This is a genomic window from Burkholderia sp. HI4860 (assembly GCF_002223045.2).
Classification (GTDB): Bacteria; Pseudomonadota; Gammaproteobacteria; order Burkholderiales; family Burkholderiaceae; genus Burkholderia.
In genome coordinates, this window is record NZ_NKFO02000003.1 from 359,481 (window position 1) to 375,618 (window position 16,138).

Consider the following 16,138-nt stretch of genomic DNA (forward strand, 5'->3'; position numbering starts at 1 on the left):
CCCGGCGCGCGCACCCAGCGCCGGCGACGCCACGGAGCCGCCATGGTGACGACCCTCTTTCGCCTCGACCCCCATCCCTTCGACGACGACGCGTCGAACCCGGCGCTGCCGCGCTTCGACGCGGCCGTTGCGCGCCGGATGGGGGAAATCGCTGTCAATCTTGCGTCGCGCCGCGGGCTGCCGATCGCGGTGAGCATCGTCGGCGAGCAGGCGCCGCTGTTCTACTGCGCGCTCGACGGCAGCGATGCCGATGACAGCGACGCGATCCGCCGGCGGCAGAACACGGTGTTGCGCTTCGGCCTGAGTTCGCTCGCGGTCGGCGAGCGGTTTCGCCGCGCCGGCTGGTCGCTGCAGTCGCAGGGGCTGTCGGATGACGACTATGCGCTCGACGGCGGCGGCGTGCCGCTGCGGATTGCCGGGGCCGGCATCGTCGGTGCGATGACGATCGCGGGGCTCGACTCGGAACACAATCACGCGCTCGTCGTCGAGAGCCTGCAGTGGCACGTCGGCCGTTACGCGCTCGCGATGCACGCGTAACGAAACGGGCGGCACGACCGGCGCACGCGCGCCGCTGCACCGCCCTGCACGATCAGTTCAACCCGCCGCTCACGACGAGATGCTCGCCGGTCATCCAGCGTGCATCGTCCGACGCGAGGAACACGGCGACCGACGCGATGTCGTCCGGCTCGCCGAGGCGGCCGAGCGGCGTCTGGCCGAGCACCTGCGCTTCGAGATCGGAACCGATGATGCCCGCGCTGTGCGTGCCTTCGGTCACGACCATCCCCGGGTTGATCGCGTTCACGCGGATCTTGCGCGGCGCGAGTTCGAGTGCGAGCACGCCGGTGATCGCGTCGACCGCGCCCTTGGTGCCGCTATACACGGCGCTCGCGGGCGGCGTGATGCTGGTCACCACCGAGCTGATGTTGATGATGCTCGCGCCTTCGCCGAGATGCTTGACCGCGGCCTGCGTGGTCAGCAGCACGCCGAACACGTTCGTGTCGAACTGACGGCGGTAGTGCTCTTCGGTGATCGCTTCGATCGGCGCGAATTCATACACGCCGGAATTGTTGACGAGCACGTCCAGACGCCCGTACGTGTCGATCGCGGTATCGACGATGCGCTGCGCATCCGCCGCCTTCGACACGTCGCCACCGACCGCGACCGCGCGGCCGCCGGCTTCGACGATCGCGCTCACGACCGCCTCGGCGCCCGCCTTGCTGCTCGCGTAGTTGACGACCACCGACGCGCCTTCCGCGGCCAGTGCCTTCGCGATCGCCGCGCCGATGCCCTTCGAGCCGCCCGTGACGATCGCGACCTTGTTTGCCAGCTTGCTCATGATTTCATTCCTCAGTCAGAAGACTTTCGATGGAGGGTGCCGGTTGCGGCGTTGCTGCGTCGTTGCGTCGATATGCAACCGGTATGACTGGCAATTTACTGTGCGGTACCGCGGCGATAAAGCGGCTCGTCACGAATTGACTGGCAGCGTTTTCCGAACAATCGTTCGTGCGCTATCAGCCGGCGCTCAGCCATGCATTCGCGACGTCGCCGCCCAACCCGTCGAGTGCACCGTCGTACACGATCCGTCCGCGCCCCATGACCGCGACGCGCCGCGCGAGCTGCGGCGCGAACTGCAGCCGCTGCTCGATCAGCACGATCGCGACACCGTCGGCCTGCAACGCGGCGAGGCAGGCGCCGACTTCGTCGACCGCGAGCGGCGCGAGCCCTTCGGCCGGTTCGTCGACGATCAGCACGCGCGGGCGGGCGGCCAGCGCCCGCACCAGCGCGAGCACCTGCTGCTCGCCGCCCGACAGCCGCCCCGCTTTCACATCCGCGCGCGCAGCCAGCAACGGAAAGCGGTCGAACAGCCGTTCGAGCGCCGCGCGTTCGGCCACGCCGCTGACGCCGCGCAGCCCGAGCCGCAGGTTGTCGCGTACCGTCAGCAGCGGAAACACGTCGCGGCTTTCGGCGACGTAAGCCACGCCGCGCCGCGCGATCTCGAACGTGCGCGCCCCCACACATTCGGCGCCGCCGATGCGCACCGAGCCGGCCGTGCGCACGAGCCCCATCACGGCCTTCGCGAGCGTCGAGCGCCCCGAGCCGTTGCGGCCGAGCAGCGCGAGCGTCTCACCCGGCGCGAGCGCGAGATCGACGCCGTCGAGCACGGGTTGCAGCCCGTACCACGCGCGCAGGTCGCGAATGTCGAGCAGCGCGCTCATGGGGCGCCCTCGCCCAGATAGGCGGCCCGCACGGCCGGATCGGCGCGGATCGCATCGGGCGCGCCGGTCGCGACCACCGTGCCGCGCACGAGCACCGTGATGCGTTCGGCGAAGCCGAACACCGCATCCATGTCGTGCTCGATCAGCAGGACCGTGCGCCCCTGCGTGGTGGCGCGAATCAGCGCGATCATCCGGGCCGCCTGCGCGCGGCTCATGCCGGCCGTCGGCTCGTCGAGCAGCAGCGTGCGTGCGCCGCTCGCGAGTGCGATCCCGAGATCGAGCGCGCGCTGTTCCGCATAGCTCAGTTCGCCGGCCAGCGTGTCGCGATGCGCATCGAGGCCGATATCGTGCAGCACGCGAGCGGCCGCGAGATCGACCGACGCCGCTTCGCGCAGCCGGTTCCACCAGCGCCGCCGCTCGGCCGGCGCATGCAGCGCCGCGCAGCGCAGGTTGTCGAACACGGTCAGCCGCGCGAACGCGCTCGTCTGCTGGAAACTGCGGCCGATGCCGAGCCGGCTCGCGACGACCGGCCCGCGCCCGCGCAGCTCGACGCCATGCAGCACGACGCGCCCGCGCGTGGGCCGCACCGCGCCGGCGATCAAGCCGAACAGCGTCGACTTGCCCGCGCCGTTCGGCCCGATCAGCGCATGACGCTCGCCGGCCGCGATGCTCAGTTCGACGCCGTCGAGCACCGTCTGCGCGCCGAAGCGCTGCACCACGCCGTGCAGCGCGATCGCGTTGCCGTTCATCGCCCGTCCCCCCGCTGGCCGGCCTGCCCGCCCGGCGCGAGCCGCGCGCGCCAGCCCCACAGCAGCGTGCCGATGCCGAACGCGGAGCACGCGACGGCCCAGCCGGCCGGCGTATCGGCGTCGATACGCCAGGCGCCGAATGCGAAGCCCGCGCCGTCGTCCTGCGCGAAACGCCACGCGTAGCCGAGCTCGGCCGCGCAGACGAGCGCGACGCCCCAGAACACACACGCACCGACCGCACACAGCATGCGCCACCGCTCGGCCGCCGGCGCGCCGCGCCGCAACGCCTGCGCGAGCGCTGGCACGATCCCGGCGATCCCGCGCGGCGCGGCCACGACGACCACGACGAACAGCACGCCGAGATACAGCGCCCACGCGCGCGACACGCCCGCGACGACGATGCTCAGCACCGTGAGCACGGAGGCACCGGCCGCCGGCCCGAAGAACGCGCCGGTGCCGCCGATCACCGCGGCGATCAGCACGGTCGCCGACCGCGCCATCGATACGCTGTCGGGCGTCGCGATCTCGACGTCGATCAGCGTCAGCGTGCCGGCGACGCCGGCGAAGAACGACGCGCAGGTGACCATCGCGAGCCGCACGCGGCGGGGATCGGAGCCGAGCGCGGCGACGCGCACCGGGTTGTCGCGCACCGCATTCGCGAGCCGCGCGAGCGGGGTGCGTGTCAGCGCGTGCATCGCCCACGCCGACGCGAGGCACCACGCGGCGATCACCGCATACGCCTGGACGGGTGCGCCGAAATGCCAGCCGCCCCACGGCGTGCCGCTCGCCCGGTCGATCGGCACGCCGCCGATTCCGCCGAACCAGGCCGGCACGCTCCACGCGGCGGCCGCGACGCACTCGCCGAGCCCGAGCGTGATCATCGCGAACGCGGTGCCCGAGCGGCGCGTCGCGAGCAGCCCGGCCGCGAAGCCGAAAGCGGCGCCGGCCACGCCGCCGACGAGCGGCAACAGCGGCAGCGGGCCGCCAAAGTGGTTGAACCAGTGCGCGGCCGCGAACGCGCCGAGGCCCGCGAACGCCGCGTGCCCGAACGACAGCAGCCCGGTCGTGCCGAGCTGCAGGTTGTACGACAGTGCAAGCACGACGAGCGCGGCCGTCTGCGCGAGATAGCCGAGCACCGCGCCATGCGGCCACAGCCACGCGGGCAGCACGACGCAGGCGGCGAACAGAGACCAGCGCATGACGCCGGCGAGCATGCGGTTACGCATCGGCACGCTCGCCGAACAGCCCGCGCGGCCGCGCGACCAGCACCGCGACGAGCAGGAGGTACGGCACCAGCGGCGCCAGCTGCGCGATCGACACCGCGGCCACGCTGTCGGGCAGCGCGATGCCGGCCCATTCCGTGAGGTCGCGCAGCGACGTGTCGCTCGCGGCCGCGAAGGTCTGCGCGAAGCCGACCGCGAGCGACGCCGCGAACGCGCCGCCGAGCGAGCCGAGCCCGCCGATCACGACGACCGCGAACACGACCGACCCGACCGTTTCGGCCAGCGCGGGTTCGATCACCGCGAGCGGCGCGCCGATCACGCCGGCCAGCGCCGCGAGCGCGGTGCCCGCACCGAACAGCGCCGTCATCACGCGCGGCACGTCATAGCCGAGCGCCTCGACGGCCGCACGGTGCGTGAGCGCCGCGCGCACGACGAGCCCGATGCGCGACGCGCGCAGCAGCGCGCCGAGCGCGACCAGCATCGCGGTGGACATCCCCATCATGAACAGCCGGTAGCGCGGCAGCGCGAGGCCGAATACGGTGACGGGCGCGCCGTCGAACAGCGCCGGCACGGGCGCCGGCAACGGCGCGAGGCCCCATACGAGTTTCGCGCCCTCGCCGATCAGGTACGCGAGGCCGAAGGTCAGCAGCAGTTCGCTCGTATGGCCGCGCGCCTGCACGCGGCGCAGCAGCACGCGTTCGCAGCCGGCGCCGAGCAGCCCGACCGCGAGCGGCGCGAGCACCAGCGCGGGCCAGAAGCCCGCGCCGGCCGCGATGCCGTAGCCGACGTACGCGCCGAGCATGTAGAAGCTCGCATGCGCGAAATTGAGCACGCCCTGCACGCTGAAGATCAGCGTGAGGCCGGCCGACAGCATGAACAGCAGCAAGCCGTAGCTGAGGCCGTTGAAGGCCTGGAGCGCGAACGCGTGCACCGCGCAATCAGGCCGCGAGCGGCTCGAGCGCGGCGCGCAGCGCGTCGGGAAGCGGCACCGGCCGGCGCGTGCCGCGATCGACGTACACGTGCACGAAATGCCCCTGCGCGGCGGGCGTGGCGTCGCCCTGCGCGAACAGCCCGACCTCGTAGCGCACGCTCGACGTGCCGAGCTTCACGACCCGCAACCCTGCGTCGACCGACTGCGGGAACACGAGCGGCGCGAAGTAGTTGCATTGCGTCTCGACCACGAGGCCGATCGTCTGCCCGTGCTCGACGTCGAGCACGCCGGCGCGGATCAGGTATTCGTTCACGACCGTGTCGAAGTAGCTGTAGTAGACGACGTTGTTCACGTGCCCGTAGACGTCGTTGTCCATCCAGCGGGTCGTGATCGGCAGGAAGTGGCGATAGGCGTCGCGCGGACGCGGTTGCGGCTTGTCGGACATGGCGATGGCGGTCAGGACGAGGGAAGCGAGGGGGACGACGCGCGGCGCCCGCGGGACACGACGCACCGGCATGAAGCGGAACGCCGCGCCGCGATCGCGCGCGGCACGGCGGAGACAACGCGGCTGGCGGGCCGGCCCGTCACTGCCCCGGCCGGTCGACGAACTCGAAATCGAGGCCGCGCGCCCGCATCCAGTCGGCGAGCGCGACGCCCGTGCCGGCGCGCCACGGGCGCAGCAGCAGCGGATCGACGAGCTTGTATTCGAGCAGTTCCGGCGACAGCGCGACCGTGCCCGACGCACGCACGTGGTACGCGATGATCAACTCGTTCTTGCGGATGAATTCGTAGACGCCGACGAGCGACACGTGCTCGGCCTTCAGCGCCGTTTCCTCGAAGACCTCGCGCGCGATGCCGTCCTCGGGCGTCTCGCCGTTCTCGAGGAAGCCGGTGATCAGCGCGAACATCCCTTCGGGCCAGGCCGCGTTGCGCGCGAGCAGGATCTTGCCGTCGAGCTCGACGATCGCGGCGACGACGGGCAGCGGGTTGTTCCAGTGCACATAACCGCAGGTGTCGTCGGGGCACGCCTGGCGAATGCGGCCGCCTTCATGATCGGGATCGGCGCGCTCGGTGAGCGGGCTCGCGCAGCGCGGGCAAAAGCGGTAATCGGCGGTGGTCATCGATGAGAATCTGGCAGGCGCCGGACGGCCGCCTGCCGGCTGCCCGCGCACCCGCTCGGCGCGGGAAAGGCTTCATTCTAGCGAGTTTGCCCGGGCCGCAGACGATCCGGCCCCGCCGACATCAGGGTTGCCGGCGCCCGCGTGCGGCGGTTGCCGCGAAGCCGGCGGCGCCCAGCAGCAGCGCGGCGACCGCAACCCACAGCGCGGGGGAAAACGACCCGAAGCGCGCGGCCAGCGGCGCCGCGACGAGCGGGCCGAGAATCTGCCCGACCCCGTACGACGCGGTCGCATAGCCCATCAGCCCGGCTGCCCGCTCGCCGTGCAAGCGCCGCGCCTCGCGCATCGCGAACAGCGTGATCGCGGTGAACGGCAGGCCGAGCAGCGCGCTGCCGACCGAGAAACCGGCCGCGTTCGGCCACACGATGCCGGCGACAATGCCGAGCGCCTGTGTCGCGCAGCCCGCCGCGAGCAGCAGCCGGTTGTCCCAGTGCGCGGGCAGCCGCGCGGCGGTGATCGCGCCGACGATCAGCGCCGCGCCGAACATCGGCCAGAACAGGTCGGGCCATGGCGAGCCGGCCGGCAGCGCGGCGCGCGCGATCACGGGCAGGAACGTCGCGGTGATGATGTAGCCGAAGCCCGGCATGCCGTACAGCACGACGAGCCATGCGGCGTCCGCGCGATGGCGGCCCTTGTGCGCGGGGTTCGGCGCGGTGGCGGCGGCCGCATGCGGCGCGGCACCGCCCGGCGGCACGGCTTGCTCCGGGGCGGCCGCGAACGTGCGCCAGATCACGACCGACAGCACCGCGGACAGCGCGGCGAACCCGAGCCAGCCCGACGCCGCGCGCTGGCCGGCCAGCGCGCTGCCGATCAGCCCCGTCACCACGATGCCGACGCCGGGCCCCGCGTAGATCACCCCGCTCCACTCGGGCGCATGCAGTTCGGCCAGCCGCCGCAGCCCCCATTGCGACACGAACACGAACGTCCATGCGCTGACGACGCCCGCGACGAAGCGCACCGCGAGCCACACCGGCAGCAGGTGGCCGACACCCATCGCCGCGGTGAGCAGCACGGTGGCCACGAGCCCGACGCGCACCATGCGCGCGGGCGCCACCCGCAGCGCCGCGCAACTGACCGCGCCGACGAAGTAGCCCGCGTAGTTCGCCGACGCGAGCCAGCCGCCGGCCTTCAGGCCGATCGAGCCGTCCGCGAGCATCAGCGGCAACAAGGGCGTGAACGCAAAACGGCCGACGCCGAGCACGACCGCGAGGCCGACCATGCAGGCCAGCGCGGCCGTGCGGGCGCGGCGGTCGGCATCATCGACGAAAGGCGCGCCGGCGGCGGTCGGGGTATCGGAGCGGGACATGGCGGCAAGGGCCGGCGTTCAACGCGTCGGCCGGATCGGAAATCGGAATGCTTCCATCCTAGCTTGACCAAACGTTCTCGAAAAATGAATAATTGAGAATCCAATCATCGCTCGGAGAGAATCATGGACCTGGCGGCGCTGGCGATTTTCCGGGCCGTGGTGCGCGAGAACGGCGTGACGCGTGCGGCGGCCAAGCTCAATCGCGTGCAGTCGAACGTCACGACGCGCATCAAGCAGCTCGAGGAGGAACTCGGCGCGGCGCTGTTCGTGCGCGACGGCCGCCGGCTCGTGCTGACGCCGGCCGGCCATACGCTGCTGCCGTATGCGGAGCGCCTGCTCGCGCTCGCCGACGAGGCGCGCGACGCGGTGCGCGAGGACACGCCGCGCGGGCGGCTGCGGCTCGGCACGATGGAAAGCACGGCCGCGAGCCGATTGCCGACCGTGCTCGCGCGCTATCACCACGCGTGGCCCGACGTGTCGCTCGAGCTGCTGACGGGCACGACGGGCTGGCTGATCGACCGCGTGCGCGACTTCGAGATCGACGCCGCGCTGTTCGCCCGCCCGCCCGCGCCGGAGACGCTCCCCGACACGTTCGAGACGGTGCCGGTCTTCCGCGAGGACCTGGTGCTGCTCACGCCGCGCGGCCACCCGCCGGTGCGCACGCCGCGCGACGTGATCCTGCCGACGCTGATCGCGTTCGAGCGCGGCTGCACGTATCGCAAGTACGTCGAGCAGTGGTACGCGGCGCATGGCGTCAAGCCGGCGCGCGTGCTCGAACTCGGGTCGTATCACGCGATCGTCGCGTGCGTCGCGGCCGGTGCCGGCATCGCGGTCGCGCCGCGTTCGGTGCTCGACCTGCAGCCCGAAACCGGCAACATCACCGCGCACGTGATCCCCGAACTGGAAGGCATCGATACGCTGCTCGCGTGGCGCCAGGGTTATGCGTCGGCCGCGTTGGCCGCGTTGCGCGATGCGCTCACCGAGGCCGCACGGCAGGCGGATGGTGCAGCGAAGCCGCCGGTCACCGTGCCGGCCTGAATCGTCGGGCGCGGCCGGCACGCATCGTTCCGGCGGAGCAACAAAAAGACCCGACCGGCGCATGCCGATCGGGTCTTTCTTATTTCAAATGATGCCGTAACGAGACGGCATCACATCGGTCGCGACGATCAGAGCCGCTCTTCGACCCAGCCCTTCACGCCAGCCAGCGCGCCCGGCAGGTTCGCCGGCTCGGTGCCGCCTGCCTGCGCCATGTCCGGACGGCCGCCCCCCTTGCCGCCGACCTGCTGCGCGACGAAGTTCACGAGCTCGCCGGCCTTGACCTTCTTGCTCGCGTCGGGCGTGACGCCCGCGATCAGGCTGATCTTGCCGCCTTCGACGGCTGCCAGCACGATCGCCGCGCTCTTCAGCTTGTCCTTCAGCTTGTCGACCGTTTCGCGCAGCGTCTTCGCGTCGGCGCCGTCGAGCGTCGCGGCCAGCACGAACACGCCGCCGATTTCGACCGCCTGCTGCGCGAGCTCGTCGCCCTGGCTCGACGCCAGCTTCGACTTCAGCGCGCCCAGCTCCTTCTCGAGCGACTTCACCTGGTCCTGCACCTGCGCGATCCGCTGCGTGAGCTCCGACGGCTGCGCCTTCAGCGCGGCCGCGGCTTCGTTCACGCGCGCGTCGAGTTCCTGCACGTAGCGCACCGCGTTGTCGCCGGTGATCGCCTCGACGCGGCGGATGCCGGCCGCGACGCCGCCTTCGACGACGATCTTGAACAAGCCGATGTCGCCGGTGCGGTGCACGTGCGTGCCGCCGCACAGTTCGCGCGAGAAGCCGAGGTCGAGCACGCGCACTTCATCGCCGTACTTCTCGCCGAACAGCGCCATCGCGCCGCCCTTCACCGCTTCGTCGTACGGCATCACACGCACGATGCCCGGCGCGTTGGCCAGGATTTCGTTGTTGACGATCTGCTCGACGCGACGGATTTCGTCGTCGGTCATCGGTGCGTTGTGCGCGAAGTCGAAGCGGGTCTTTTCCGCGTCGACCAGCGAACCCTTCTGCTGCACGTGCGCGCCGAGCACCTCGCGCAGCGCCTTGTGCATCAGGTGGGTGGCCGAGTGGTTGCGCTGCGTGCGGGCGCGGCGATGCGCGTCGATTTCCGCGCGCAGCACGTCGCCGACCTTCAGCGTGCCCTGCTCCAGCGTGCCGTGGTGGCCGATCACGTCGGCCTGCACCTTCAGCGTGTCGGCCACCGCGAAGCGCGTCGCGGCGTTCGCGAGCACGCCCTGGTCGCCGACCTGGCCGCCCGATTCCGCGTAGAACGGCGTGTGGTCGAGCACGACGACCGCGTCCTGGCCCGCCTTCACTTCGTTGACCGACGAACCGTCGACGTACAGCGCGACGACCTTCGCGTCGTCGAACGCGATTTCTTCATAGCCGTGGAAGGTGGTCTTCGCGCCCGTGTATTCGAGGCCCTGCGCGGCCTTGAACTTGCCGGCCGCACGCGCCTGCTCGCGCTGGCGCGCCATCGCGTCGTCGAATGCCGGCTCGTCGACCGTCATCCCGCGCTCGCGGCACACGTCGGCCGTCAGATCCAGCGGGAAGCCGTAGGTGTCGTGCAGCTTGAACGCGAGCTCGCCGTCGAGCACCTTGCCGCCCTTCGCTTCGACATCGGCCAGCGCGGCTTCGAGGATCGACATGCCGTGCTCGATCGTCTCGAAGAAGCGCTCTTCTTCCTGGCGCAGCACGTCGGTCACGCGCTGTTCGGCTTCCTTCAGCTCCGGATACGCGACACCCATCTCGGCGACGAGGTCGGCCACCAGCTTGTGGAAGAACGCGCCCTTGCGGCCGAGCTTGTAGCCGTGGCGGATCGCGCGGCGCACGATCCGGCGCAGCACGTAGCCGCGGCCTTCGTTGCCGGGAATCACGCCGTCGACGATCAGGAACGAGCATGCGCGGATGTGATCGGCGATCACCTTCAGCGAGTTGTTCGTGAGGTCGCTGATGTCGGTCACGCGCGCGGCGGCCTTGATCAGGTTCTGGAACAGGTCGATTTCGTAGTTGCTGTGCACGTGCTGCAGCACCGCGGCGAGACGCTCGAGGCCCATGCCGGTATCGACCGACTGCTTCGGCAGGCGCGTCATGTTGCCCTGCGCGTCGCGGTTGAACTGCATGAACACGAGGTTCCAGATCTCGATGTAGCGGTCGCCGTCTTCCTCAGGCGACCCCGGCGGGCCGCCCCACACGTCCGGGCCGTGGTCGTAGAAGATTTCGGTACACGGGCCGCACGGGCCGGTGTCGCCCATCGTCCAGAAGTTGTCCGACGCGTAGCGCGCGCCCTTGTTGTCGCCGATGCGGATGATGCGCTCGGTCGGCACGCCGACTTCCTTCGCCCAGATGTCGTACGCCTCGTCGTCTTCCTGGTAGACCGTGACCCACAGCTTCTCTTTCGGCAGCTGGTAGACGGTGGTCAGCAGTTCCCACGCGAACTTGATCGCGTCGTGCTTGAAGTAGTCGCCGAACGAGAAGTTGCCGAGCATCTCGAAGAACGTGTGGTGGCGCGCCGTGTAGCCGACGTTCTCGAGGTCGTTGTGCTTGCCGCCCGCGCGCACGCTGCGCTGCGCCGTCGTGGCGCGCGAGTACGGACGCGGGTCCGTGCCGAGGAACACGTCCTTGAACTGGACCATGCCCGAGTTCGTGAACATCAGCGTGGGGTCGTTACCGGGCACGAGGCTCGACGAGCGGACGATCGTGTGGCCCTTCGATTCGAAGAATTTGAGGAATTTCTCGCGGATTTCGGCAGCTTTCATGGCGTGCGGGGACAGTCTGGCAAAGACGGCTTCAAACGCCGGCACCCTTGTCGGGGCGCGCGGCGGCATGGATTCGGAAACGATCGATTATACGGGATCGGGGCCGGCTTCCGGGCAAAGCGGCGGAAAGCGGCTCGGCCCTCCCGCCGGGCCGGAGGAGCCTGTTTCCGCTAATAACGGGCTTGCGAACGTGCCTTTCCGCCCGCAGTGCAAGGAGAGAGGAGGCGCAATAGCCGTAGCTATTGCAACGACGAACGACGCCGCAATGCGGGCGGAAAGGCACGTTCCCCTGTTTGGAAAAATGCTCTCGTGGGGCTGGCCCCCAGAAGGGCCGATCGCTGCGTCATACTCCTTGCGCTCGGCCCTTCTGGGGGCCAGCGCAAGCCCGTTATTAGCGGAAACAGGCTCCAGGCCACTCGCGCAGCCGATTCGCCTTAAGATGCTCGGCATGCCAACCGGCCTTGCCCGACCAGGCGAGCCATGAAAGGAGACGATTCGACGATGGGTGCCCTGAGCCATATCCGCGTGCTGGACCTCACCCGCGTGCTCGCGGGCCCGTGGTGCGCGCAGACGCTTGCCGATTTCGGCGCGGACGTGATCAAGGTCGAGCGCCCCGGCGCCGGCGACGACACGCGCCACTGGGGGCCGCCGTACCTGAAGGACGCGGACGGCGCGGATACCGCCGAGGCCGCGTACTACCTCGCGGCGAACCGCAACAAGCGCTCGGTGACGGTCGACATCGCGACGCCCGAGGGCCAGCAGATCGTGCGCGAGCTCGCCGCGCAGAGCGACGTCGTGCTCGAGAACTACAAGGTCGGCCAGCTGAAGAAATACGGGCTCGACTACGATTCGCTGCGCGCGGTGAAGCCCGACCTCGTCTACTGCTCGGTCACCGGGTTCGGCCAGACCGGCCCGTACGCGCACCGCGCGGGCTACGACTTCATCATCCAGGGGATCGGCGGCTTCATGAGCATCACCGGCGAGCGCGACGGCGAGCCGGGCGGCGGCCCGCAGAAGGCCGGCGTCGCGATCGCCGACCTCGCGACCGGCCTCTACTCGACGATCGCGGTGCTCGCCGCGCTCGCGCACCGCGACCGGACCGGCGAAGGCCAGTACATCGACATGGCGCTGCTCGACGTGCAGGTCGCGCTGCTCGCGAACATGAACACCAACTTCCTCGCGAGCGGCAAGCCGCCGGTGCGCTGGGGCAACGCGCATCCGAACATCGTGCCGTACCAGACGTTCCAGACGCGCGACGGGTGGATCATCGTCGCGGTCGGCAACGACGGGCAGTTCCGCAAGTTCGTCGAGGCCGGCGGCCGGCCCGAGCTGGCGGACGACGAGCGGTTCGCGACGAACCCGTCGCGCGTGCGCCACCGCGACACGCTGGTGCCGATCCTCGCGGAGATGGTGAAGGCGCGCGACAAGGCCGACTGGATCGGCGCGCTCGAAGCGGCCGGCGTGCCGTGCGGCCCGATCAACGATCTCGACGAGGTGTTCGACAACGAGCAGGTCGTCGCGCGCGGAATGCAGGTGTCGCTGCCGCACCCGTGCGGCGCGGACGCGAAGCTCGTGCGCAACCCGATCCGGATGAGCGCGACGCCGCCGGAAGCACGCACGGCCCCGCCGCTGCTCGGCGCGCAGACCGACGACGTGCTGCGCGACATGCTCGGCTACGACGACACGAAGATCGCCGCGCTGCGGGCGAAACAGGCGATCTGAACGCGGTGAGTAGTGCGGGTGCGGACGGCCGGCGTGGCAGCGGCCTCCACCGCCGCCCCGCCCCGCGCGGTCCATCGACCGGTCAATCGGGAGGTCAATCGCGACGGGCGAGCGCGTCGAGCCAGCCGCGCGCCTCGGGCCAGTCGCCCAGCCCGCTGTCCGCATTGATGTGGCCGCGTGGGCCGATGTCGTGGAAGGCGCTGCCCCATGCGTTCGCGCAGGTGCGGGCGAACGCGAGCGAGCCATACGGATCGTCGCTGCTGGCGACGACGCAGGTCGGAAACGGCAGCCGTTCGAGCGGCACGGGCCCGAAGCCGTGCGCATCAGCCGGAAACGCGGGACCGTCGGGATCGGGCACCGCGACGAGCAGCGCGCCGCGCACTTTGGCGAGCGCGGCCGGGCGCGCATAGCGCGTCGCCCACCACGCGGTGGTGAGCGTACCGAGGCTGTGGCCGGCAATCAGCACCGGCCCGCGTGCGGCCTCAACCGCGCGATCGAGCGCGAGACACCAGCCGTTGCGGAACGCGCGGTCCCAGTCCGGCATCGCGACGCGCGAGAAGCGTGCGTCGGCACGCTCCCAGCGACTCTGCCAGTGAAGCGGGCCCGAATTGGCGTAGCCCGGCAGGACGAGAACGGGTAAACGGCTCATGGAAAGTGCGTCGACGAGTGAAATCGTTATGGTGCGTCGGCGCAGTGTCGCACACCCGTTCCTCCCTGATGCTGCCTGTCTGATATTGGAAGGATGTGCGCGGGGTCGGGACGCGCTGAGCGCAGCGTCGCGACCGGACGTCAAGCCGCCGTTGTGCAGGCGGCTCGCGTCATGTCGGTCGGTCAGCGCACGTTCGCGCCGACGATACCGCCTGCCGCGGCGCCGGCGACCGTGCCGAGCGGGCCGCCCGTGACCAGGTAGCCGAGCGCGCCGCCCGCGGCTGCGCCGATACCGGCATTGCGCTGCGTGTGCGTCATGGCGCACGCGCCGAGTTGCGACAGGGCCGCGACGATCACGGCGGTACGAACGATAAACGTGGTCTTTTTCATCATGGTTTTTAGTTTCCTCCCGCCGCGCGGCATCCCGGACGGCGGCATTGATTCGGTGAAGCCATCATAGGCAACGCCAAACGGCCCGGGCAATCCGATTTACGTCGTGTTACAGCCGACACAATATCGAGATAATCGGTCGAAACCCGCCCCCATCATGCCGCAAGCCGCGCGGGACGGACCCCGGTCAGGTAGAATCACGGGATTAAACCGGCGCGACGCGCGCGCCGACACAACCTGACGCCATCCGCATGAGCACCGAACGCAACGACGCCCCCGCGGCTTCCAATTTCATCCGCAACATCATCGACGACGACAACCGCACCGGCAAATGGGGCGGACGTGTCGAGACGCGCTTTCCGCCCGAGCCGAACGGCTATCTGCACATCGGCCATGCCAAGAGCATCTGCCTGAACTTCAGCGTCGCGCGCGACTACGGTGGCGTGTGCCATCTGCGCTTCGACGATACGAACCCGGAAAAGGAAAGCGTCGAGTACGTCGATTCGATCGTCGACGCGGTGCGCTGGCTCGGCTTCGACTGGCGCAAGGACGCGGTCGATCACCAGTACTTCGCGAGCGACTACTACGACAAGCTGTACGAGTTCGCCGAGCTGCTGATCCAGCGCGGCAAGGCCTATGTCGACAGCCAGAGCGCCGATGAAATGCGCGCGAACCGCGGCTCGCTGACGGAAGGCGGCAAGCCGTCGCCGTTCCGCGATCGCACGCCGGCAGAAAACCTCGACCTGTTCCGCCGCATGAAGGCCGGCGAGTTCAAGGAAGGCGAGCACGTGCTGCGCGCGAAGATCGACATGGCTTCGCCGAACATGAACATGCGCGACCCGGTGATCTACCGGATCCGCTACGCGCACCACTACCGCACCGGCGACGCATGGTGCGTGTATCCGATGTACGACTACACGCACTGCATCTCGGATGCGCTCGAAGGCATCACGCATTCGCTGTGCACGCTCGAATTCGAGGATCACCGCCCGCTGTACGACTGGGTGCTGAACGAACTCGCGGAAGCCGGCAAATTCACGCGCCCGCTGCCGCAACAGATCGAATTCTCGCGGCTGAACCTCACGTACGCGATCACCAGCAAGCGCAAGCTGCTGCAGCTCGTGACCGAGGGCCACGTCGACGGCTGGGACGACCCGCGGATGCCGACGATCGTCGGCGTGCGCCGCCGCGGCTTCACGCCGGAGAGCATCCACCTGTTCTGCGAGCGGATCGGCGTGACGAAGATCGACTCGTGGATCGACATGAGCATCTTCGAAGGCGCGCTGCGCGACGACCTCGACGACAAGGCAGCCCGTACCGTCGCCGTGCTCGACCCGCTGAAGCTCGTGATCGACAACTATCCGGAAGACCTCGAGGAAGCGTGCACGGCGCCCGTGCACCCGCACCACCCGGATCGCGGCGTGCGCACGTTCCCGATCTCGCGCGAGCTGTGGATCGAGCGCGAGGACTTCGTCGAGAACCCGCCGAAGGGGTATTTCCGCCTGTTCCCGGGCAACAAGGTGCGCCTGCGCTACGGCTACGTGATCGAATGCACGGGCTTCGACAAGGACGCCGACGGCAACGTGACGGCCGTGCACTGCAACTACTTCCCGGACAGCAAGTCGGGCACCGAAGGCGCGAACACGTACAAGGTCAAGGGCAACATCCACTGGGTCAGCGCGAAGCATGCGCAGCCGGCCGAAGTGCGCATCTACGACCGCCTGTTCAAGGAGCCGCACCCGGACGCGGGCGGCGCGAACTTCCTCGAGGCGCTGAACCCCGACTCGAAGAAGATCGTGCAGGCCTACATCGAACCGGGCAATGACGACATCGCACCGGAGACGCGCCTGCAGTTCGAGCGTCACGGCTACTTCGTCGCCGACCGGGTCGATTCGAAGCCGGGCAAGCCTGTGTTCAACCGGATCGTCGGGCTGCGCGACAGCTGGGGCAAGCCGGCGTAACGGCATGCTTCGCACGCGGCTCG

Annotated in this window: 15 protein-coding genes; 4 read left to right on the forward strand and 11 right to left on the reverse strand. The window is 69.8% G+C overall.

The annotated features are described in order from the left end of the window. Positions 1–42: 42 nt before the first annotated feature. On the forward strand, positions 43–537 hold the full coding sequence (locus CFB34_RS16835; RefSeq protein ID WP_089439838.1) for a heme-degrading domain-containing protein: 495 nt from the start codon (positions 43–45) through the stop codon (positions 535–537). Positions 538–589: 52 nt separating this feature from the next. Here CFB34_RS16835 and CFB34_RS16840 read toward each other — a convergent pair whose 3' ends face one another. The 8 genes from CFB34_RS16840 to CFB34_RS16875 form a co-directional block, all read right to left on the reverse strand. Then, positions 590–1,336, reverse strand: coding sequence for a glucose 1-dehydrogenase (locus CFB34_RS16840; protein WP_089439837.1), 747 nt, complete (start codon positions 1,334–1,336; stop codon positions 590–592). A 175-nt stretch (positions 1,337–1,511) separates the two neighbouring features. After that, the gene (locus CFB34_RS16845; protein WP_089439836.1) at positions 1,512–2,216 is read right to left on the reverse strand and encodes an ABC transporter ATP-binding protein; all 705 of its coding nucleotides are present in this window, start codon (positions 2,214–2,216) and stop codon (positions 1,512–1,514) included. Then, entirely contained in the window at positions 2,213–2,965 is a 753-nt protein-coding gene (locus CFB34_RS16850; protein ID WP_089439835.1) for an ABC transporter ATP-binding protein, read from the reverse strand. Before CFB34_RS16850 ends, CFB34_RS16845 begins: the two co-directional genes overlap by 4 nt. After that, positions 2,962–4,191 carry a branched-chain amino acid ABC transporter permease gene (locus CFB34_RS16855; RefSeq protein WP_089439834.1) on the reverse strand — a complete coding sequence of 410 codons (1,230 nt, stop codon included), beginning with the start codon at positions 4,189–4,191 and terminating at the stop codon, positions 2,962–2,964. Before CFB34_RS16855 ends, CFB34_RS16850 begins: the two co-directional genes overlap by 4 nt. After that, positions 4,184–5,119: a branched-chain amino acid ABC transporter permease gene (locus CFB34_RS16860; protein WP_089439833.1), complete on the reverse strand. Its 936-nt coding sequence runs from the start codon at positions 5,117–5,119 to the stop codon at positions 4,184–4,186. Before CFB34_RS16860 ends, CFB34_RS16855 begins: the two co-directional genes overlap by 8 nt. Positions 5,120–5,126: 7 nt before the next feature. Beyond that, positions 5,127–5,564: a thioesterase family protein gene (locus CFB34_RS16865; RefSeq protein ID WP_089425894.1), complete on the reverse strand. Its 438-nt coding sequence runs from the start codon at positions 5,562–5,564 to the stop codon at positions 5,127–5,129. A 139-nt stretch (positions 5,565–5,703) separates the two neighbouring features. After that, positions 5,704–6,240 carry an NUDIX domain-containing protein gene (locus CFB34_RS16870; protein WP_089439832.1) on the reverse strand — a complete coding sequence of 179 codons (537 nt, stop codon included), beginning with the start codon at positions 6,238–6,240 and terminating at the stop codon, positions 5,704–5,706. A 121-nt stretch (positions 6,241–6,361) separates the two neighbouring features. Then, positions 6,362–7,603 carry a YbfB/YjiJ family MFS transporter gene (locus CFB34_RS16875; RefSeq protein WP_089439831.1) on the reverse strand — a complete coding sequence of 414 codons (1,242 nt, stop codon included), beginning with the start codon at positions 7,601–7,603 and terminating at the stop codon, positions 6,362–6,364. 123 nt (positions 7,604–7,726) lie between these two features. Here CFB34_RS16875 and CFB34_RS16880 point away from each other — a divergent pair, with 123 nt between their 5' ends. Then, on the forward strand, positions 7,727–8,641 hold the full coding sequence (locus CFB34_RS16880; protein ID WP_089439830.1) for a LysR family transcriptional regulator: 915 nt from the start codon (positions 7,727–7,729) through the stop codon (positions 8,639–8,641). 128 nt (positions 8,642–8,769) lie between these two features. On the opposite strand, the gene alaS is transcribed toward CFB34_RS16880, so the two are convergent. Further along, complete coding sequence (gene alaS, locus CFB34_RS16885) at positions 8,770–11,394, reverse strand: alanine--tRNA ligase (protein ID WP_089439829.1); 2,625 nt, start codon at positions 11,392–11,394, stop codon at positions 8,770–8,772. A 501-nt stretch (positions 11,395–11,895) separates the two neighbouring features. Here alaS and CFB34_RS16890 point away from each other — a divergent pair. Beyond that, positions 11,896–13,116: a CaiB/BaiF CoA-transferase family protein gene (locus CFB34_RS16890; RefSeq protein WP_089439828.1), complete on the forward strand. Its 1,221-nt coding sequence runs from the start codon at positions 11,896–11,898 to the stop codon at positions 13,114–13,116. Positions 13,117–13,210: 94 nt separating this feature from the next. On the opposite strand, the gene CFB34_RS16895 is transcribed toward CFB34_RS16890, so the two are convergent. Both CFB34_RS16895 and CFB34_RS16900 read right to left on the reverse strand, forming a co-directional pair. Beyond that, entirely contained in the window at positions 13,211–13,765 is a 555-nt protein-coding gene (locus CFB34_RS16895; protein WP_089439827.1) for an alpha/beta hydrolase, read from the reverse strand. Positions 13,766–13,947: 182 nt separating this feature from the next. Next, complete coding sequence (locus tag CFB34_RS16900) at positions 13,948–14,157, reverse strand: ornithine acetyltransferase (protein ID WP_011351716.1); 210 nt, start codon at positions 14,155–14,157, stop codon at positions 13,948–13,950. 248 nt (positions 14,158–14,405) lie between these two features. On the opposite strand from CFB34_RS16900, the gene CFB34_RS16905 reads away from it, so the two are divergent. After that, complete coding sequence (locus tag CFB34_RS16905) at positions 14,406–16,115, forward strand: glutamine--tRNA ligase/YqeY domain fusion protein (RefSeq protein WP_089439826.1); 1,710 nt, start codon at positions 14,406–14,408, stop codon at positions 16,113–16,115. The last annotated feature ends 23 nt before the right edge of the window (positions 16,116–16,138 follow it).